The organism is Luteitalea sp., assembly GCF_022842525.1.
Classification (GTDB): Bacteria; Acidobacteriota; Vicinamibacteria; order Vicinamibacterales; family Vicinamibacteraceae; genus Luteitalea.
The window spans coordinates 1-20205 of record NZ_JALHPM010000026.1 but is presented as its reverse complement, the minus strand read 5'-3'; the positions used below and the strand labels follow the sequence as shown (position 1 = coordinate 20205).

Annotated in this window: 17 protein-coding genes and 1 pseudogene; 9 read left to right on the top strand and 9 right to left on the bottom strand. The window is 70.5% G+C overall.

The window, feature by feature from the left end; all coding sequences use genetic code 11:
- The first annotated feature begins 80 nt into the window (after positions 1-80).
- The 5 genes from Q0C41_RS07705 to Q0C41_RS07685 all read left to right on the top strand — a co-directional run bounded on the left by Q0C41_RS07705 (position 81) and on the right by Q0C41_RS07685 (position 8388).
- Positions 81-3896 carry a hypothetical protein gene (locus tag Q0C41_RS07705; protein ID WP_291982501.1) on the top strand — a complete coding sequence of 1272 codons (3816 nt, stop codon included), beginning with the start codon at positions 81-83 and terminating at the stop codon, positions 3894-3896.
- A 28-nt stretch (positions 3897-3924) separates the two neighbouring features.
- Entirely contained in the window at positions 3925-5940 is a 2016-nt protein-coding gene (locus Q0C41_RS07700) for a transglycosylase domain-containing protein (RefSeq protein ID WP_291982498.1), read from the top strand.
- 142 nt (positions 5941-6082) lie between these two features.
- A complete protein-coding gene (locus Q0C41_RS07695) occupies positions 6083-6814 on the top strand; it encodes a hypothetical protein (protein WP_291982496.1) in 732 nt (243 codons plus the stop codon).
- 24 nt (positions 6815-6838) lie between these two features.
- Positions 6839-7234, top strand: a complete 396-nt coding sequence (locus tag Q0C41_RS07690) for a phage holin family protein (protein WP_291982494.1) — start codon at positions 6839-6841, stop codon at positions 7232-7234.
- Positions 7207-8388: a DUF3618 domain-containing protein gene (locus Q0C41_RS07685; RefSeq protein WP_291982492.1), complete on the top strand. Its 1182-nt coding sequence runs from the start codon at positions 7207-7209 to the stop codon at positions 8386-8388. The genes Q0C41_RS07690 and Q0C41_RS07685 overlap by 28 nt, the downstream gene beginning before the upstream one ends.
- 10 nt (positions 8389-8398) lie before the next feature.
- Here Q0C41_RS07685 and Q0C41_RS07680 read toward each other — a convergent pair whose 3' ends face one another.
- Positions 8399-8716 carry a hypothetical protein gene (locus tag Q0C41_RS07680; protein ID WP_291982490.1) on the bottom strand — a complete coding sequence of 106 codons (318 nt, stop codon included), beginning with the start codon at positions 8714-8716 and terminating at the stop codon, positions 8399-8401.
- Positions 8717-8784: 68 nt separating this feature from the next.
- Positions 8785-8988, bottom strand: coding sequence for a hypothetical protein (locus Q0C41_RS07675; RefSeq protein ID WP_291982488.1), 204 nt, complete (start codon positions 8986-8988; stop codon positions 8785-8787).
- 192 nt (positions 8989-9180) lie between these two features.
- On the opposite strand from Q0C41_RS07675, the gene Q0C41_RS07670 reads away from it, so the two are divergent.
- Complete coding sequence (locus Q0C41_RS07670; RefSeq protein ID WP_291982486.1) at positions 9181-9915, top strand: DUF4397 domain-containing protein; 735 nt, start codon at positions 9181-9183, stop codon at positions 9913-9915.
- Between the two features lie 91 nt (positions 9916-10006).
- Here Q0C41_RS07670 and Q0C41_RS07665 read toward each other — a convergent pair whose 3' ends face one another.
- Both Q0C41_RS07665 and ppk1 read right to left on the bottom strand, forming a co-directional pair.
- The gene (locus tag Q0C41_RS07665) at positions 10007-10693 is read right to left on the bottom strand and encodes a carbohydrate-binding family 9-like protein (RefSeq protein ID WP_291982484.1); all 687 of its coding nucleotides are present in this window, start codon (positions 10691-10693) and stop codon (positions 10007-10009) included.
- Between the two features lie 20 nt (positions 10694-10713).
- Positions 10714-12810, bottom strand: a complete 2097-nt coding sequence (gene ppk1, locus Q0C41_RS07660) for a polyphosphate kinase 1 (RefSeq protein ID WP_291982482.1) — start codon at positions 12808-12810, stop codon at positions 10714-10716.
- Positions 12811-12950: 140 nt separating this feature from the next.
- Here ppk1 and Q0C41_RS07655 point away from each other — a divergent pair, with 140 nt between their 5' ends.
- Together Q0C41_RS07655 and Q0C41_RS07650 are read left to right on the top strand one after the other, a co-directional pair.
- The gene (locus tag Q0C41_RS07655) at positions 12951-14132 is read left to right on the top strand and encodes a flagellar hook-length control protein FliK (RefSeq protein ID WP_291982480.1); all 1182 of its coding nucleotides are present in this window, start codon (positions 12951-12953) and stop codon (positions 14130-14132) included.
- Positions 14129-14422 carry an EscU/YscU/HrcU family type III secretion system export apparatus switch protein gene (locus Q0C41_RS07650; RefSeq protein ID WP_291982478.1) on the top strand — a complete coding sequence of 98 codons (294 nt, stop codon included), beginning with the start codon at positions 14129-14131 and terminating at the stop codon, positions 14420-14422. Before Q0C41_RS07655 ends, Q0C41_RS07650 begins: the two co-directional genes overlap by 4 nt.
- An 85-nt stretch (positions 14423-14507) precedes the next feature.
- Here Q0C41_RS07650 and Q0C41_RS07645 read toward each other — a convergent pair whose 3' ends face one another.
- From Q0C41_RS07645 to hemE, 5 genes are all read right to left on the bottom strand, one after another.
- Positions 14508-15047: a DUF2911 domain-containing protein gene (locus Q0C41_RS07645; RefSeq protein ID WP_291982476.1), complete on the bottom strand. Its 540-nt coding sequence runs from the start codon at positions 15045-15047 to the stop codon at positions 14508-14510.
- Between the two features lie 127 nt (positions 15048-15174).
- Positions 15175-16083 carry an arginase gene (rocF, locus tag Q0C41_RS07640; RefSeq protein WP_291982474.1) on the bottom strand — a complete coding sequence of 303 codons (909 nt, stop codon included), beginning with the start codon at positions 16081-16083 and terminating at the stop codon, positions 15175-15177.
- Between the two features lie 7 nt (positions 16084-16090).
- Positions 16091-16807, bottom strand: a complete 717-nt coding sequence (locus tag Q0C41_RS07635; RefSeq protein ID WP_291982472.1) for an O-methyltransferase — start codon at positions 16805-16807, stop codon at positions 16091-16093.
- A 26-nt stretch (positions 16808-16833) separates the two neighbouring features.
- On the bottom strand, positions 16834-18219 hold the full coding sequence (gene hemG / locus Q0C41_RS07630; protein ID WP_291982470.1) for a protoporphyrinogen oxidase: 1386 nt from the start codon (positions 18217-18219) through the stop codon (positions 16834-16836).
- The gene (gene hemE, locus Q0C41_RS07625; RefSeq protein WP_291982468.1) at positions 18216-19247 is read right to left on the bottom strand and encodes a uroporphyrinogen decarboxylase; all 1032 of its coding nucleotides are present in this window, start codon (positions 19245-19247) and stop codon (positions 18216-18218) included. Before hemE ends, hemG begins: the two co-directional genes overlap by 4 nt.
- A gap of 188 nt (positions 19248-19435) precedes the next feature.
- On the opposite strand from hemE, the pseudogene Q0C41_RS07620 reads away from it, so the two are divergent.
- Positions 19436-20205 (top strand): annotated as a pseudogene (locus Q0C41_RS07620) (hypothetical protein); the annotation flags it as partial.

Below are 20205 nucleotides of genomic sequence, written 5' to 3'. Positions count from 1 at the left end.
TCAGTCCCAGCGACCCTGTGCAGAGGCTCGGAGCGGATGACACTTGTGTCATTCATCCACGGGAGTTGTCGGGAGCCGAGATGCGGACAGTCCGAGGACGATGGGCGCCGATGGTGGTGGGCGTGGCAGTGGCGCTCGGGCTGTCGGCCGTCGCCCAGGGCCCGCCCCCGACGACGCCGTATCCCATCCTGTTCGTCACCCAGGTGCCGGTGCCGGCCGACTTCACGACCATCGGCGCGGTGTTCGGCAATCACCGGGCCCAGCTCGACTCGGTGGCGCGGGGCGGCGATCTGTGGATTCGCGATCCCGACGGGGGCCTGCGCAATCTGACGGCCGCGGCCGGGTACGGCACGACGGGATTCCAGGGGGCGACCGCCATCGCCGTACGCGAACCGAGCGTCCACTGGAGCGGCGCCCGCGCCGTCTTCAGCATGGTCGTCGGCGGCACCGACCAGCGTTACCAGACGCAGGCCTGGCGCTGGCAGCTGTACGAGATCACCGGGCTCGGTCCGTCCGAGATGCCGGTGATCACCAAGGTGCCCAACCAGCCCACCGGATACAACAACGTCAGTCCGACGTACGGCACCGACGACCGCATCCTGTTCACGTCGGACCGGCCGCGTGGGGGCGAATCGCATCTCTACCCGCAGCTCGACGAGTACGAAGAGGCGCCGGTGGTGAGCGGCATCTGGAGCCTCGAGCCGGCGAGCGGTGATCTGTTCCTCGTGCAGCACTCGCCGTCGGGATCGTTCTCGCCACAGGTGGACAGCTTCGGACGCGTCATCTACATCCGCTGGGATCACCTGCAGCGCGACCAGCAGGCAGACGCCGACTCGCGGGCCAGCACGTTCCACGGCACCTACGGCACCTTCAACTACGCCGATGAATCGGCTGGGGCCGCCCGCCTGACGTCGCGCGCCGAGGTCTTTCCCGAGCCGCGAAGCACGCGGACCGACCTGCTGGCCGGCACCAACCTCGTCGGCCACACCTTCAACGACTTCTTCCCGTGGATGGTGGATGAGGATGGCAGCGGCGAGGAGACGCTGAACCATGTCGGTCGGCACGAGTTCCTCGGCTACTTCGACGTCAGCCTGGACGACGATCCGAACCTGACCTATCACCACTCGCAGTCGCCGCGCGTCAACCCGAACACGATCAACGGCTTCATCCAGGTCAGGGAATCGGCGTTCTCGCCGGGCACCTACTTCGGGGTCGACGCGCCGGAGTTCTCGACGCACGCCAGCGGGCAGATCATCAGCACGTACGGCCCTCCGGGCTTCAACCCGGATCAGATGACGATCACGTACGTCACCCATCGCGACACGAGCACCTACACCGAGACGCCGTCGCCGAATCACTCGGGCCTCTACCGCAATCCCTTGCCGTTGTCGGACGGCCGCCTGGCGGCGGTGCACACCCGCGAAACGCGTCGTGACACCAACACCGGCACCACCGCGAGTCCGGGGTCGCGGTACGACTTCCGGCTGAGGCTGCTCGAGCCGGCCAATGGCGTTCACGTCCCCGGGCTGACACTGACGCCCGGCATCAGCAAGAGCGTCACCTACTGGAATCCCGACGTGCTGGTGGCGTACTCGGGCCCGCTGTGGGAACTCGATCCGGTGGAGGTGCGGCCGCGTGCGCGTCCGTCGCGGCGCGTCAGCGCCCTGCCGCCGCAGGAGGCACAGATCCTCGCCGAGCAGGGCATCAGCGAGGGCCGGCTGGAGGCGTGGCTCGAGGCCAACGATCTTGCGCTGATCGTGAGTCACGACGTCACCGCGCGCGACCACAGCGACCGTCAGCAGCCGTTCAACCTGCGCGTCGCGGGCGGCGGCGTGCAGACCGTCGGGGCGCCGGGCAAGGTGTATGACGTGGCCTTCCTGCAGATCTTCCAGGCAGACCAGATTCGCGGCATCGGCGGCACCACGAGTCCGAGGCCTGGTCGTCGAGTCCTGCCGCAGGTCCTGCACGACCCACGGGCCCGCAACCCGCTGCTGCCTGGAGCCCCCGCCGGCAGTGTCGCGATCGCGCCGGATGGATCGGTGGCAGCCTTCGTGCCGGCGCGGCGCGCCTTGTCGTGGCAGCTCACCGATCCGGCCGGTGTGCCCGTCGTCCGCGAGCGGCTGTGGGTCACGATGCGGCCCGGCGAAGTGCGTGTCTGCGCCGCCTGCCACGGCGCCAACACCACGGACCAGGCTGGCCGCCCCGAGCCCGCCAACGCGCCGCAGGCGCTGCGGCAGTTGCTCACGTACTGGGTGCAGCACGTCGAGGGCGGAGGCGCGGCCTCCCCGGTGGCGCTGACGGTCGCGCGCACGGGCCGCGGCAGCGGCACCGTCGTCAGCTCGCCCGGTGGGGTGTCCTGCGGCAGCACCTGCGTGACGTCGGTCGCTCCCGGCACCACCGTCACGCTCGCCGCGACGCCGGGCAGCGGCAGCCGCTTCACGGGCTGGGCCGGCGGTGGCTGCAGCGGCGTCGGGACCTGCACGGTGACCGTCTCCGCGCCGTTGACGGTGACCGCCACGTTCACGACGGATGTGGCGGCGCCCACCAGCTTCACCCGGTATCTGGCCGAGGGCGTGGCCAGTGACTTCTTCGACACGCGCGTCGTGCTGGCCAACCCCGGCGCCCTCGCCGCCAGCACCACGGTGGAGTTCCTGCGCGAGGACGGTGTCGTGGTGCCGCTGGCGCTGACGGTGCCACCGCTGGCGACGCGCACCATCGAGGCGGGCGGCGTTGCCGGCCTGCCGACCCATGCCTTCGGCGCCGTCGTCCGATCGGATGTGCCGCTGGCCGTCGACCGGACCGTGGTGTGGCACGACGCGCGGGGCATCGCCTATGGCGCCCACGCCGAAACCAGCGTGGCCGGGCCGGCGCCGCGGTGGTATCTGGCCGAAGGGGCCACGCACAGCGGCTTCGATCTGTTCTACCTCTTGCAGAATCCTTCGACGATCGACGTGCCCGTCCGCGTGCGCTACCTGCGCCCCGTCGGTCCGCCGCTCGAGAAGACCTACACGCTCGCGCCGCTCAGCCGCACGAACATCTGGGTGGACCACGAGGTCTTCGGCGCCTCGGCCGACCGTGCGCTGGCGTCCACCGACGTGTCGGCCGTCATCGAGACCACCGACGGGAGCGGGGTCATCGTCGAGCGGGCGATGTACTACACGCCGCGCGGGGTGACCTTCCAGGCCGGACACGAGAGCGCTGGGGTCACGACCCCGTCCACGCACTGGTATCTCGCCGAGGGGGCGACCGGACCGTTCTTCGATCTCTTCCTCCTCATCGCCAACCCGGCCGACCAGCCCGCCGACGTGACCGTCAGCTATCTGCTGCCGGATGGCTCGCAGGTGCGACACGCGCATACCGTCGGGCCGCTGCAGCGGTTCACCATCTGGGTGGATCAGGCAGATCCGCGGTTGGTCAGCACTGCCGTGTCGATGGTGGTGACGTCCAGCAATGGCGTGCCGGTCGTGGTGGAACGGTCGATGTGGTGGCCTGGCGACAGTGCGACGTGGACCGAGTCGCACAACGCTCCGGGCGCCACCGAGACCGGGACGGCCTGGGCGGTGGCTGACGGCGAGGTGAGCGGCCCGCCCTTCAATCGCGCGACGTACCTGCTCGTGGCCAACCCGGGCGACACGTCCGCCGCCGTCAAGGTCACGCTGCTGTTCGACGATGGGGCACCGGTGGTGTCGCGGACGTTCGTCGTCCTGCCCAACAGCCGCTTTGGCGTCAGCGTGCGCGACGAGTTCCCGGAGGCCCTGGGCAAACGCTTCGGCGCGCTGGTCGAGAGTCTCGGCGTCGCGGCCGCGCCGATCGTCGTCGAGCGTGCGATGTATGGCGATGCCGGGGCCGAGGTCTGGGCCGTCGGCACGAACGTGCTGGCGACCCGGTTGCGGTGAGCCGCACGCCTGGTGCCACACTACGAGGGTGATCGGGCGCGCACGGGCATGGTTCCTCGGGCAGGACCGCAGCATTCGTCTGGCCGTCCTGGCCGGCGCCGTGCTGGGCGTGCTGGTCACCGGCTGGGTGTGGAAGCAGACCTGGGCCGTCCACAAGCTGACGCGTGGGGTCGGCGACACGTGGTTCCACACGGCTGACGGCAAGCGCTGGTTCCGCCTCGACGAGCAGCGACAGGATGTGCCCCTGGCGCGGATCACGCCGCACCTGCAGCAGGCCTTCGTCGCTGTCGAGGACCACCGGTTCTACATCCACCCTGGCGTCGATCCCATCGGCTTGAGTCGTGCCGTCTATCGCAATCTCGCGACCGGACGCCGGGAGGGTGCGAGCACCATCACGCAACAGCTGGCCCGCACGCTCTTTCTGTCGAACCGCAAGAGCTACACGCGCAAGCTGCGAGAAGCCGTCATCTCGGTGCAGATGGAACTGCAACTCACCAAGGCGCAGATTCTCGAGCTGTACCTCAACCGCATCTACCTGAGTGCCGGGGTGTATGGCGTCGAGCCGATGGCGCATCGCGTCTTCGGCAAGCCGGCCGCCTCGCTGTCGCTGGCCGAGAGTGCCTTCATCGCCGGGCTGGCGCGGGCACCGGCGACGCTGTCGCCCTGGTCCAACTTCGACGGCGCAGTGCAGCGCAGTCATGTGGTGCTGGCGCGGATGCGCGAGGCCGGTTTCATCACTGCCGACGACGAGCGGGCCGCACGGCGGGTGCGTCTGCGTGTGCGGCCCTACCGTCCCACGAGCACGGCGTCGGATGCGTACGCCCGCGCCTACGTGAGGCAGGCGTTCCGCGACACGCTGGGGGGCGATCATCCGCCCGAGTGGCGCGTCGACACGACGATCGTGCCGGGCCTGCAGGAGGCCGCCGATCGCGTCGTCCGCGAGGGGCTCGGACGATTCGGCAAGCCGGACCTGCAGGCGGCGCTCGTGGCGATGGATCCGGCCACGGGCGACGTGCTCGCGCTGGTGGGTGGGCGCGACCCGGCGGCGTTTCCGTTCAACCGCGCCACGCGCAGCCGTCGCCAGCCGGGATCGGCCTTCAAGCCGCTGCTCTTTGCCGCGGCGCTGGAGCAGGGGTTCTCGCCGGTCAGTGTCCTCGACGGCCTGGACGCGATTGCCCCGCAGGGCGCCGACGAGTGGGCGCCCGAGAACGCCAGCGGCAAGAGGCCGCCGTCGCTGACGTTGCGGGCGGCGTTGGTGGAATCCAACAATCGCGCGGCCACGCTGTTGCAGCAACGCGTCGGTACGCGCCGCGTGCTGCGCGTGGCCAGCGACGCCGGTCTGCACGACCTGCCCAACGTGCCGTCCCTGTCGCTCGGCACCGGTCTGGTCACGCCGCTGGAACTCACGACGGCGTTCGCGATGTTCCCCAATGGCGGGAGATCGGTGCGCCCGCGCGCCATTCTGCGTATCCTCGACGACGATGGCGCCGTGGCGTTCAGCAACCCCATCGTCCGCGAGAACGTGATCGCTCCCGAGGTCGCGTTCCAGATGGTCAGCATGCTCCAGGATGTCGTCGACCGGGGCACGGCCTCGCAGGCGCGGCGGATGGGGGTGCGCTTCCCGGTTGGCGGCAAGACGGGGACGACCGACGACTTCAAGGACGCCTGGTTCGTCGGGTTCTCGCCCACGCTCGTCGTCGGCGTCTGGGTCGGGTTCGATCAGCCGGCGACCATCGGGCGCGAGGCCTACGGGTCCCGCTACGCGCTGCCGATCTGGTCGGACTTCATGCGCCGTGCCGCGCGCCTCCGACCACCCGGTGCGTTCGAGCGCCCGGCCGGGCTGCGCGACGAGACCCTGTGCCGCATCTCCTACAAGCGTCCCGTGTCGGGCTGCCCGACGTACACCGAGTACCTCAAGCGTGGCGACGTCGCGCCAGACGCGCTCTGCCCGCTGCATCGCGGCACCCTGCGGCAGCGGCTGGCCCGCACGCTCGACGGCTGGACCGACGAGCTCGCCAGGAAGATCCGCGGTCTGTTCAGATAGGCAGCTGAACAGCAAGCCCTCGCTTACGGAAGTGCTCGCCGCACGGCTGGCATGCTTCTTCCTTTACTCCTGACAGGCAGACGCGGTTCGCGTGCGATTCCGCGCGTGGCCGATACAGACAGCCGTACAGGAGACGTAGCACATGGCGACACACAGAACGATTCCGGGAGCGCACCTCTCCACCGCGGATGCAGGCGCGACGCCCCAGGACCGCAAGGATGCGACCGGCGATCTCGGCACCGAGTTGCCGGGCAGCACGGGGATCGGCAGCGGTCTGGGTGCCGAGACGAGCGGTTTTGGCGCCGTCGACAGCCTGGCCACGCCCCCGGCGGCCGACGATCGCGAGCCGTTCGCCGCTGGTGATGCCGGCCGCCAGTACCCTCGCGCCGTCGGTGTGCTGGACCAGGTGAAGCAACAGGCGTCGACCCGCGTCAACGAACAGAAGGTGCGTGCCGCGGCCGGGCTGGGCTCGATGGCTTCCGCCATCCGTCAGGCCAGTGACCACCTGCGCTCGGAGAATCAGACGCTTGCAGCGTACGCAGACAGGGCGGTGGACCAGATCGAAGGCTTCGCCGATCGCATGCGGGACACCGATCCCGCCGAGATGATGCGCGACGTCGAGCAGTTCGCCCGTCGCAACCCGGCGGCCTTCGTGGGCGGCGCGTTCCTGCTCGGCATGGGCCTCGCACGCTTCCTCAAGAGCTCGGGTTCGGCGGAGCACGGTCGGGATGGCGAGCGTTCGCATCGCCACTCGGGCTTCGGCGCACGTCCCGACGGCGTCGGGCCCATCGTGGCCGGCGCCCGCGCGAGGGCCGAGTCCTCGTCGCAGCCGAGCACGGTGCCGTCGACGCCCGCACCCGGCGTCACGAGCTGACGCGCGCTGACAAGGAGACTCGTCATGGAAGCACCTCGCTCGGAGCGCTCGCTCGGCGACCTGTTCGCCGATCTGTCCGGACAGACATCGCTGCTGATCCGCCATGAAGTGCAGCTGGCCAGAACGGAGCTGTCGCAGAAGGCGGTCGAAGCCGGCCGGGCTGGCGCCCTCATCGGTGCCGGTGGCGTCATCGCCAACGCGGCCCTGCTGGCCCTCACGGCGGCGATCGTGCTGCTGCTGGTGCGCGTGGGCCTCGACGCATGGGCGGCCGCCGGACTGACCGGCGTGCTGCTGGCCGGCGTGGGCGGTGTGCTCCTGCGGAATGGCATGCGCACGCTGCGCCGGCCGATGGCGCCGGTGGAGACCATCGATTCGATCAAGGAGACCGCACAGTGGCTGAAGAACGAAACCAGGTCGTGATCCCAGGCACGTCGCCCCTCGCCCCGGACCTGCCGGTGCTCACGCCGCTGCACGCGCGGGAGATCGACGATGTGGACGTGCCGGCGACGGTGGAGACGACGGGGCTCGGCACGGGGCCCGTCACCGCGCCAGGCAGCGATGACCCGGAGGCGATTCGGGAACGGATCGAGCGCACCCGGGAGGACATGAGCCAGACGATCAACGAGTTGCAGCAGCGCCTGAGCCCGCAGCATCTGGCGCAGCAGGCGCGGGACTCGATGCGAGAGGCGGCCGTGGGACGCGTCCACGAGTTCGTCGGCGCGGCCGGCGAGACGGCGACCGATGTGGCGCGCCGCGCCCAGGTGGCGGCGGCGCCGGTGATCGATCAAGTCCGCGAGCATCCACTGCCCATCGCCCTGGCGGGCGCGGGCGCGGGGCTCGCATGGTGGTTGGCGCGCCGCTCGACGAGCCGGCGCAGCTGGAGCGAGAACGACATGGACCAGTGGGATGACGACATGACCGGGACCCGTGACTACGCGTCCCTCGACCTTCGTGGCAACGAGCAGGGGCGCACGGAGCGCGGCGCCGACGGCGGCTGGCTGCGTCAGGTGATGGACAGCCCGTTGCCGGCCTCGCTGGCGGCTGCGGGCATCGGCTATCTGATCTGGAGCCGTCGCGCGTCGCTGTCGGGGCACGGCGCAGACGTCGACCGCGACTTCTACGACGACGACCTGGACGACGGCCCATCGGCGACGGCTCGCGTCAGCGACGCCGCCCGCGATCTGCGGCGCCAGGCCGGCGAGAAGGCCGGTGAGCTCGGCGAACAGGTCGGCGATACCGTGCGGTCGGTGCAGGCGCGTGCGGGTGAGATGTCGCGGCAGGTGTCACGCCGCCTGCAGTCGGCGGGGACCCAGACCTCGTCCCAGTTCGAGCGCTGGATGCAGGACAATCCGCTCGCGGTCGGCGTGGCGGCCATGGCGGCCGGCGCGTGCGTCGGCCTGAGCGTACCGACGACCCACACGGAGAATCAGGTCCTGGGGGCGTCGCGCGACGCGCTGATGGACCGCGCCAGCGACTCGGCGTCCCAGCTGAAGGCCCAGGTGCGCGACAAGGTGCAGGCGGTGGCCAAGGACATCTCGGGGGCGATGGCCGAGGCCCCGGCGCCGGGCGTCTGAGGCCGGTCGCTCAGGAAAGCATCCCCTGACCTATCGCGTCGCCATCCGGTGACGTGATGATCAGGGGGAGCCGGCGACCATCGTCGATGACGAGGACGAGGTCCTCGCGGTGTTCGCTGTACCAGTGGAACAGGTCGGCGAGCCGTGCGCGCAACTGCACTCGGGCCAGGAACGGGCCGCCGCCAGGCGGCAGGGGCTGGCCCGGCCCCGGCGCCAGCAGGGTGAGGGTGTAGCCCACCTCGACCGGGCTGGCGCGCCCGGGAGCCTCGATGTGGCCCAGGCCGTCCATCGTGGCGAGCAGATCATCCTGCGGAGTGTCGTTGCGCACGGGTACGCCGCGGTCCTGCGGGGGCAGGCGCCGCTGCGTCAGTGTACGGCACTCGGGGGCGGTGCCCGTCAGTCGTCGTCCAGCAACACCCAGCCAGTCGGCCGGCACATCCAGACCTTGCCGCGGGCCGGCACGAAGGTGCGGCCGATGAGCCGGGCCTCGGCGATCGACGCGAGAGACTCGCACATCGGCCGGCCGGTGGCGTCTTCGACACGCCACCCGTGTGTCGTATCTCGCAACACGATGTCGCGATGGGAGAGTCTCGGCAGCATGGGGTGCAGCGTTGCCACGTTGCTTCTTGGACGATCCGTCGCGCGATTTGGTGCCCATCCATTCTGCGAGACCCACCTGCCCTTGGGAGAGCCGGATCCTGACCGGCGGACGCTGAGTCCTTTTTTCCAGAGTCGCTCGTTTCGACATGGCCGTGCGAGGGCCACGGGCGACCTCCCAAGGAGGGAAGACTCATGATGCAGAAGATGCAGGGGCTGTTCGTCGCAACCGGGGTGCTGCTGGCCGTGACGGCCGGACAGGTGACCGCGCAGACCCAACCGGCGCGCGTGGTCGTGGTGCATGGTATTCCCGGAGGCGCCGTCGGCGCGGCCGCGGACCTGCCTGTCGATGTCTCCGTGAATGGCGCGTGTGCGCTGCCCGGGTTCCGCTACAAGCAGGTCGTCGGCCCCCTGGCCCTGCCGGCCGGCACCATCCGCGTCGCCATCCACCCGGCCAATCCCTCGGCCCCCTGCGGTCTGCCGGCGATCATCGGCCCGGCCACCATCACGCTGAACGCCAACGAAGATGCCGCCATCATCGCGCACCTGACCGCGGGTGGCATGCCGACGGCCAGCAAGTACACGGTCGATCTGGCGCCGACCGTGAACAACAAGTCCCGCGTGCACGTGTTCCACACCGCCGCGGCCCCCGCGGTCGATGTCTACCTGGGCGCAGAGTTCAACGTCCTCGGGCAGACGGCGTTCCTGTTGCGGCAGTTCGTGAACAACGAGAAGGCCGTCGTCCCCGCGCCGGCGGGTGAGTGGCGTCTCGCGGTGACCGTGGCCGGCAGCGCGACCCCCGTCATCGGTCCCGCCCACGTCAACATCGGACAGAACGCGGCGTACCTGTTCTTCGTCGTCGGCGCACCGGGCAGCAACACGCTCGACGTCATCGTGAAGGCCTACACCAACATCACACCGGGGCAGTAGCACGCTCCGACGGGCCTTCGAGACGGGGGGCCTGCGCCTGTGGCGCGGCCGTTCGCCCCTGCGTCGCGCAGACCGTGGCGGATGCGCGGCGTCAGCGCACCGGCGCTTCGAAGACGAGCGGCCGGAAGGCCAGCGGCGCGTGGAACGTCGGTCCCTCGGGCACCGACCATGCCGCGTAGATCGCGCCCGCCTCGGGCTGGCCAGGTCCACCCGGCCGCTTGATGCGGAACGCATTGAAGTGCCACACGGCGCCGCCCGTCACGGGCAGGCACGCCGCGACGCGCGGCGAGAGCGAGGCGAAGTCGGCGAAGGGGAGCCAGGCGATGGCGCACCAGTCGTCGCCATCGGGCGACGGGTGCACGGTCGTGCGCAGGTGCGCGAAGTCCCAGTCGAGACGCACCAGGCGCTCGGGGGCCAGCCGTTCGATGTGCAGGTCGCACACCACGTTGGTCGGACTGATCTCGAGCTCGGCGTAGTGTTCGCCCGAACAGGTCGGATCGAGGAACACCTCGACGACCTCGGTCTCCCACAGGCAGTCGTCGCGCTGTGTCCGCGTCGCCCACGGCGCGCGATCGCGCGCATCCCAGCGCACGCAGAGTCCCTCGGAGGTCCAGAGAGCCCGAAACGTCGTGGCAAAGGCCTCCGGCCCCCAGGTGACGGCCATCGCGGGCGCCCACCCCTCCATCGCGAGCAGGGCGTCGGGCGGGGCGTCGGTCCACTGCACGCGGTACACCGCCGGCTGCAGGGCCGCTTCCGGACCGCGATACATGTCCACCATGAGGCCGTGTGTCCTTGCGCTCAGAGCGCCGTCGAGGAGAGCACCGAGTAGACGTCGAGCAGGCGCTTGTGCGCGTTGACCGGGTCGGCACCGGCCGCGTGCGCCACCGGCACGTACGACCCGTCGGTGCGGAGCACGCGGGCGCGGTCGGTATCGGCCAGCAACGTGTCCAGCACCACATCGCGCAGGTGGGCGCGGAGGTCGGGCTGGTGCACCGGACAGAGCACCTCGACCCGGCGGTCCAGGTTGCGTTCCATCAGGTCCGCGCTGCCGATGTACACCTCGGGGTCGCCGCCGTTCTCGAAGTAGTAGAGCCGGGAATGCTCGAGGAACCGGCCGACGATCGACCGCACCGTGATGGTCTCGGAGATGCCGGGAATGCCCGGGCGCAGGCAGCACACGCCGCGCACGATCAGGTCGGCGCGCACGCCGCGCTGGCTGGCGCGATAGAGATTGCGGATCATGCCGGGATCGGCGACGGCATTCAGCTTGAAGATCAGCCGGGCCGGTCGGCCGGCCGCATGATGCTCGCACTCGCGATCGATGAGCGCCTTGAGCTGGCTGCGCAGACACACCGGCGCCACCAGCAGCTGGTCGTACGACCGTCGGCTCGAGTATCCCGTGAGGTAGTTGAAGACCTCGGAGATGTCGTCGACGATCGCCGCGTCCGAGGTGAAGAGCCCGAGGTCGGTGTAGACCTGCGCGGTCGCCCGGTTGTAGTTGCCGGTGCCGACATGGGCATAGCGGCGAATGCCGTCCTGCTCCTTGCGCACGATCAGGCACAGCTTGCAGTGGGTCTTCAGACTGACGACCCCGTAGACGACGTGGATGCCGGCGGCCTCCATGCGCGTCGCCCACGCGATGTTGTTGCGCTCGTCGAACCGCGCCTTGAGTTCCACCAGCACGGCGACCTGCTTGCCCTGTTCGGCGGCCGTCACCAGCATGTCGACCAGCGGCGAGTTGGCGCCGATCCGGTACAGGGTCATCTTGATGGCGATGACCTGCGGATCCTCGACGGCGGCGCGCAGGAACTGCTCGACGGAGGAGAACGAATCGAACGGGTGGTGGACCAGCACGTCCTCTTCACGGAGGTCGTCGAAGATCTCCGTGTAGCCCGACCAGATCGTGCGCGGAGAGAACGGCGCGTCCTTCAGGTGCGGCAGGTGCAGCCGCGTCAGCTGGTGCCAGTCGTCCCAGTCCATCCGCTCGCGCGTGCGCAGGACGATGTCGTCGTCGATCTCGAAGTTCTCGACGAGGATGTTCAGGACGCGGCGCGGCATCGCCTCCTCGACCTCGAGCAGGCACAGCGCGCCGTAGCGCAACTGCTTGAGGCTGCGGTCGACGGTCTCGAGCAGGTCGTCGGCCTCGTCCTCCTGGATCACCATGTCGGTGTCGCGGATGATCCGGAACAGGTGCGCCGACTGCAGGTCCGTGCCCGGGAACAGCTGGTCCAGGTTGGCGCGGACGATGTCTTCGAGGAAGGCGAAGGTCACACCGGCCTGCGGCGCCAGTTCGGCCGGGATCGGCACGAAGCGGTCCAGCGTGGCGGGAATCTTGACGCGCGCGAACTTGGTGCGCCCGCTGTGGCGCACCACGACGGCGAAGTTCCGACTGAGATTGGAGATGTACGGAAACGGATGGCCCGGGTCGAAGGCCAGCGGCGTCAGCACGGGCAGCACGTCGCTGCGGAAGTAGCGGGCCAGATGTGCCGCGATCTCCTCGGTGTACTCCTCGGGCTCGAGGATGTGCACGCCCTGGTCGACCAGGGCCGGGCGCAACTGCTCGCGCCAGCAGCGCTGCAGCGAGGCCATCATCTCGGTGGAGCGGGCCCGCGTCGCGGCCAGCTGCTGTTCGGTGTTCAGCCCATCCGGGCTGACGTCCTCGATGCCGGCGCGGTACTTCTTCAGGAGCGTGGCGACACGCACCATGAAGAACTCGTCGAGATTGGTGGCGACGATGGCGAGGAACTTGATGCGCTCGAGCAGCGGGTGCGCCGGGTCGAGCGCCTGATCGAGCACGCGCTGGTTGAACTCAAGCCAGCTCAGCTCGCGATTGATGTAGAGCGCCGGATGCTCGAGGTTGGCCGGGTCACACTGCGACCAGTCCGTGCGAGCCACGGGCAGGCGGATGCGACGTTTGGCCCCGCGTCCACGTGCCGGGCGACCCTTCGTAGGAGATGTGGCGTTCATGGCCCTCGCGTCGCGACCGATAGAGGGCGATGATAGCAAAGCGCTGACACGGCTCTCCGGCCGCGCCCATGCAGATCACCCTTCTCCCGCCGCTGTTGCCCTCCGAGGGCGTCACGTCGGTCCAGAGTGGACACCAGGCCTTCACGCCCGGCACCCGCATTCTGGCCACCGTCCTCGGCACCGGGCTGGAAGGCGGCACGATGCTGTCCTTCGCCGGACGCCACGTGCCGACGGGCGGCGCGCTGCCGTATCCGCCCGGAACCACCCTGCGTCTGGAAGTCGTCGAGGGCGGGCCGCAGCCCCTGCTGCGTCTGGTGGCCGCCGAGGCGGCCGCAGTCGCGCCGCCAGCCCCGCCGACCCCGCCAGTCCCGTCCGGGCCGCCCGTCTCCGCCGTCACCTATGGACTGGCCGCGGCGGTGATGGCCGCACAGACCGCCCCCGACGTGCGGCAGGCGTCGCTGGCCCTCGCCCGATGGCTGCCCGCCCTCGTGGCCGGCGGGCTCCTGACGCCGCGCCAGGCCGAGACGCTCCTGAAGGCGCTCGGGCCCGTGCAGGTCGGCGCCGCATCGTCGACCCCGGCTGACGGCGTGCCGGCGGGGGCGGTGGTGGCCCGCGCCCTCTCGGAGCGGGTGGCCGACGGCGGCCTGCTGCTCGAACGACGACTCGCCGACGTGCTGCGGCAGGCCCGGCCCGATGCCACGGCGGTGGCCACGCGCGATGTGCGGGCGCAACTGGCGGTGGTGGCCCATCTGCTGGACCACGCCACCGGCATGGCCGAGGCCCGGACGGCGGTGACCGGCCTGCAGGATGCGCTGCTGGCGGAGCAGGCGCGGGCGGCCGCGCATCTGGCACGGGACGGGGTCGTGGACGTGCGCATCCCCCTGCAGGTGCAGGGCCAGGACGCGGAGATGCGCCTGCGCATGCGCATCGCGCGGGACGCGCCCGATGCGTCCGGCGACGACCCGGCGCCGTGGCGGCAGGTCCGGCTGGATCTCGCGCTCGATGGGCTCGGGCACGTGCAGGTCCGGCTCGGGGTGGTGGCGTCGCAGGTGCGCGTGGAGTTCTTCGTCGAGCACGCGGGGACGGCTGACCTGATCGAAGCCGGTCTGGCCGATCTCGGCGGGGCGCTCGAGGGAGTGGGCTTCGCCCAGGTGCTGTCCCGCGTGGTTGTGGACCCCGTGACGGCCTGCGCGCCAGACGACCTGCCCGAGCTCCCCCCGCAGCGCGCCATCCTGGACATCCGCGCATGACCAGCGATCCGCTCCAGCCGCGTCGCCGGGCCGCCGCCCTGCGCTACGCCCCCGGCGAGATGGCGGCGCCGGAGGTGACGGCGACCGGAGAAGGGGCCATCGCGGAGCGCATCATCGCCCTGGCGCGCGAGCATGGCATCCCGATCCACGAAAGTCCGGACCTCGTCCGGTTGTTGACGCAACTGCCGCCTGACACGGCGATTCCCGTCGAGCTCTATCGCGCGGTGGCGGAGGTGATCGCCTTTCTCTTGCGGACGGCTGAGGCCGGCGCGCCGCGCCCGAGGGGGTAGCCCCGGGACTCCAACGAAAAAGGGCGGCGCGGAATCGCTTCCGCGTCGCCCTCGTCTCGGCGTCCGCCCGTGTCCGGGCGAGACGTTACTTGGCGCTGATCGCGACGGCCTGCTTCATCGTGCCCCAGTGAATCTCGAGGTTCGAGCCGACCACGGCGATGGTCAACTGCTCGGCCGGGGACGCGAGCGTGCCGGCGGTCATCGGCGTGCGGCCGAGGTCCTGCGCCTCGCTGTACTGCGTGCCCCACTGACCGGTCTGCTTGTTGACGATCAACTGCCACGGCGAGCCGGGCAGCGTGTAGAGCGTGTAGGTGCCCGCCGGCACCGCGACCGTGCCGATCTGCAGGGCCTTGTCGGTCTTGAGCGTGGTGGCCTCGTCGGCCCCCGTGCGGTAGACCTTGCCGGCCGGGGCCAGCGTGTCGATGCTGCGGCCCTTCATGTACGGGCGGCCGTAGATGATGGTGACGGTGGCGGCCCCCACCTTGTACTCGACGGTCTCATGAGGGCTGCCGCCCTTGCCAGGCGTGGTCGAGACGACCTTCTGCGCGAGCGCGGCGGCCGGCAGGGCGAGGGAAGCAGTGGCGACGACGAGCATCGCCGTCAGGGTCAGAAGCGCACGACGCATGTGAATTCCTCCAGAACGAATTCTCCGCAGCGCGCGGCACCGCTGGTGCCGCATGCCGGGCCCGTCAATGGACAGGCAACACTGCACTATACACACAGATCCGCCGGCGCGGGTGACGCCCCGGCGTCTAGAGGATCCGGAGCCCGAGGGCAGACGCGGCGAGCTCGGCGGCGAGGACGGCGGTCGTGTTCTGGAGATCCAGGACGGGGTTGACCTCGACCAGATCCAGCGCGATGACCCGATGGGCGTCCGCGAGGATCTCCATGGCCATGTGCGCCTCCCGATAGTTCAGACCGCCGCGCACAGGGGTGCCGACACCCGGGGCGATGGAGGGATCGCAGACGTCGAGGTCGAACGAGACGTGGATGCCGGCGGTATCGCGACCGGCGATGGCGATGGCCTGCTCGATCACTGCCGCCGCGCCCTGGCGATCGATGTCCTTCATCGTGAACACGTGTACGCCGGACGCGCGGACCGCGTCCCGCTCCCGGTCGTCCAGGTTGCGGATCCCGACCAGGACGGTGTGTTCGGGCCGCACCTTCGGGGAGGTGCCGCCGATGCCGGCCAGCTCGTGTGGCGCGTGGCCGAGGAGGGCGGCCAACGGCATGCCGTGGACGTTGCCCGAGATGGTCGTCTCGGGCGTGTTCATGTCGGCGTGCGCGTCGACCCAGATCAACCCGAGCGGCCGCCCCTGGCGGGCCGCGAAGGTGGCCGACGCCGCGACCGATCCGGCCCCCAGACTGTGGTCGCCGCCGATGACGATGGGGAAGGCGCCGGCGGTGTGGCTGTCGAGCGCCTCGAGATAGAGCGCCGCGCAGACCTCCTGGATCTCCTGGATGTAGCGCCGGGTCGGGTCCCCGGGGGACCGCGTTTCCGGCGTCGGCGTCGGGATGTCGCCGCGGTCGTGGACCCGGTGTCCCAGCGCCGTCAGGCGCTCGCCGATGCCCGCGATCCGCACGGCCGACGGGCCCATGTCGACGCCGCGTCGACCCCCGCCGAGGTCGAGCGGCACGCCAATCAGGTGGATGTCGGCCATGGGCGGGCTATCGCTTGACGCTGATGGACACGCCTTCGCCACTCGGGGCCACGACGGCGGTCAGGAGGTCGGCGCGGGTGTTCACCGTGGTCAGGAAGTCCTGCATGTCCGCCCCCTTGTTGATGACGTTGTGGGCGAGGATCAGCCCGCCGCGCCTGACGCGGGGGAAGGTCATGTCGAAGTACTTCTGGTAGTCGGGCTTCCAGGCGTCGATGAAGACGAAGTCGAAGTCCCCGGGTTCGGCGGGCACGGCCTTGAAGGCATCGCCGGCCACGACCGTGACGACATCGCCGAGCCCGGCGGCGGCGATGTTGGCCTTCAGTTCCTCGGCCCGGACCGGGTCGTACTCGATGGTCGTCAACCTGCCACCGGTTTCACGCAGCCCGAGGCCGAGCCAGATGGCGGAATAGCCACTCGCACCGCCGATTTCGATGGCCTTCTGCGTCCGGTTCATCACGACGAGCAGGCGCAGGAAGCGGCCGTCCTCTTCCGAGATGGCCAGCTGCCCTGTGTCGGCCTCGCGAATCTTCGTCAGCAACTGCTGCAACGCCGGCGTCAGCGCCGGCAACGCCGCGAGTTCGTCCGCGGTCCGGATGGCCGTCGTGGCAGGGGCGGCGGGTGCGGCGGCCGGGGCCGCGGGCCCCGAGGGCGTGCCACAGCCGAGAGAGACGAGCGCACTGCAGGTGAGGGCAGCAGGGAGGAGGCGGAAGCGCAAGGCGTTCATGCGCCGTGAATTCTACCCCTCGTGCGTCACGCGGTGTGCCAGCGCCGCAGCAGGCCCTGCATCGCCCCGCGGGCGTCGCTGATCACGTCGGGGATGCCGACGGCCCGGAAGCCGCTGCCGCAGACGGCCACGGGCGGCAGCGCCGCCATTGCGGTTTCGATCTGCGCCACGCGGTCGGCATGGCCCACCTCGTGTTGGGGGCTCATGCCCGTCCAGCGCACCACCCGTGTCAGTACCGGGTCGCCACTGATGCCGAAGCGGCGGGTCCAGCTGGCGTGCGCGAGGGCGACCAGGTCCTCGTCGGTCCGGGCAAGCACGGCCTCGTCGAACGCGCCGCCGAAGAACCCGCGCAGGAGCGTGGTCCCGCCCGGCGCGCGGCCGTTCCACTTGCTGCTCAGCCAGCTGGTGGCGAGCAATGGCTCCCGCCCGGGTTCGGGCGTCGAGACGTAGCCGCTGCCCCGCATCGGCCGCGCAATCTGCTGGTCGCGATACGCCGCCAGTACGCCAGCGCTGGAGACATAGCGGATCCCCGCCGCCAGGTCGGCGGCCACCGGCAGCACGGGGCGCAGCCACCCGGCCACGACCGGCGCCGGCGCGGCGAGCAGGAGCAGGTCGGCCACGAGCGTGTGTCCGGCACGGGTGCGGACCTGCCAGCCGGCGCCATCGGCGGCCAGCGCGTCGGCGCCATCGCCGAGGTGCAGGGTGCCGGCCGGGAGGGCGGCCGCGAGCGCGTCGACCAGCGTGGCCATCCCCCGCGGGAAGCTCCGGAAGGCGCCGCCGGCCACGGCGCGCGCGGCCTGTCGCCGCAGGGCGAGCAGCACGCTGCCGCCCCGGCGTTCGACGGCCACCAGCTGCGGCAGGACCGCGGCCGCCGACAGCCGGTTCAGGTCACCCGCGTGGATCCCGCCCAGCAGGGGCTGGGCGATGCGGTCTGCGGCCTCGGCGCCGAAGCGCCGCCGGAAGAAGGCGCCGGCGCTCTCGTCGCCGCCTGACCGCCGGCGAGGGATGAGCGGCTCGAGCGCCACGCGGACCTTGCCGGCGGGTGACAGGAGGGTCGAGGCGAGGAACGGTCCGGGCCTCGTGGCGATGCCGAAGGCCCCGCCCTCCGGCAGGGCATGCAAGGTGTCCTGCCGCAGGACCCATGCGCCGCGTGGAGGCTTCATGCCGATCAGGTCGCCGTCGATGCCGAGTTCACGGCACAACCCGATCGCGCCGGGTTTGCTGATCAGGAAGGAGTCGGGGCCGGCATCCAGCACGTACGGGTCGAGGATGTCGGTGCGGATGACGCCGCCCACCCGGTCCTGGGCCTCGACGACGGTCACCGGCAGGCCGTGCCGGTGGCACTCCCACGCGGCGGCCAGGCCGGCGATGCCGCCGCCCAGCACGAGCACGCGCGGGGCGGTCGTGCTCATCGCTGACGCGTGGCGGTGAGGGCGTGTACCAATCGAGCGACGCGCTGGACGACGTCGGGTGACGTCATGGGCAGGACGCCATGGCCCAGATTGAAGATGTGCCCCGGCCGGCCGCCGGCGCGCGACACGATGTCCTCGACGGCGGTGCGGATGCGCGACCACGGTCCGAGGAGCAACGTGGGGTCGAGATTGCCCTGGATCCCGCGTTCGGGACCGATGAGCTGCCAGGCGCGATCGAGGGGCGTGCGCCAGTCGGCCCCGACGACCGCGCTACCGGCCGTGGCCATGTCCTCGAGGAGCATCGCGGTGCCGACGCCGAAGTGGATCGAGGGCACGTCGAGGTCGGCGATCGCCTCGAAGACGCGCCGCGTGTGGGGCAGGGCGAATTCCCGGTAGTCGGCGGGGCCCAGCTGGCCGACCCAGGAGTCGAAGACCTGCACGGCGTCCACGCCAGCCGCCACCTGCGCGCGCAGATAGGCGCCGGCCATGTCGGCGAGGCGTCCGCAGAGGGTGTGCCAGGCCTCGGGCTCGGTGTACATCATGGCCTTGGTGCGGGCGAAGTCCTTGGAGGGGCCGCCTTCGATGCAGTAGGAGGCGAGGGTGAAGGGGGCGCCCACGAAGCCGATCAGGGGGACGTCGAGCCGCGGCTTCAGCTGCCGAATCGTGTCCAGGACATAGCCGAGGGCGAAGGCCGGGTCGATGGGGTGGAGGCGGTCGATGTCCGCGGCCGAGCGGATGGGGTCGTCGAACTGGGGGCCCTCGCCCTTCACGAAGTCGAAGGTGAGCCCCATGGGCTCGAGCGGGAGGAGCAGGTCGGAGAAGAGAATGGCGGCATCGATCTCCATCGCCTCGACCGGCTGGAGGGTCACCTGGGCCGCCAGATCAGGGGTCTTGCAGAGTTCCAACATGCCGTATTGCTGGCGCAAAGCCCGGTATTCGGGCATGTATCGTCCCGCCTGGCGCATGAACCAGACGGGGGTGGCGTCGACGGGCTGGCGCCGGCAGGCGCGAAGGAATCGGTCGTTCACGGTAGAGAAGGGCACCTAAGTGGCTTGAAAACAGGGCGTTAGGGTTTCCGGACGGCCTGTGGCAGAATAAGGCCCGCCGCGCGAGACGCGCTGGCAAGTGGTTACGCATCCATGCTAGCATTGCGCGTTTGCCGTCGCGTGGCAGGCGCGGGGCAGGCCGGCGCTCGTCGAGGGGCCGCGGAGGCTGTGTGGCGATTCTCATCCGTCCGGTACGCGAACAATTCGAGCACGACCGGGTCATCCGGGCGTTGGAACTCGCGCTAGGCGAGCGATTCGCCGTCGAGGTCAACGTCGGGGATGAACGGAAGGTGCCCATCAAGACCGGCACCGGCCAGGCCTATCCCGATCTCATCCTTTCGACCCTGGACCCGGCGCGCAAACCGGTGGCCATCGTCGAGGTCGAGACCGGTGAGTCGGTCAACAATCTCGAAGCGATGTACCAGTGGGTCCTGTTTGCCAAGGCCCGCGCGCAGTTCCGACTCTACGTGCCGGTGGCGGGCGTGGACGCCGCTCGGCGTCTTTGCACCCAGCACTCCATCGCCGCGGCCGAAATTTGGTCGTATGCCTCCCTCGGCGGCGACCAGATTCGCCTGGAGCGAGTCTTTCGGGACCCCGCCCTCCCCAACGACACCAGTACCCCCTCGGCCGAACCGCTGGTCGACATCGTGTCGATTCGGACGAGGCGGGCCAGTGACATCGAGGCGGCCGTCGAGTCGGCCATCCAGAACCCGCGTCGCGACGACAGTCCGGTCGACAGCCGCCGGGCGATTGCCGAGGCCGCCGCGGCCGCCGCTGCCGAACCGCTGCGCCTGCCGCCGCTGAAGCCGAAGGCGGGCAAGGCCAAGGCGACCAAGACCGCCGCCAGGGTGGCGCCGCTCCGGCCGACCACCCCGGTGCCGTTCGTGCCCAACGCCACCGCCACCGCCGCAGCGGTCGCGGCCGTCAAGGCGGCAGCTGC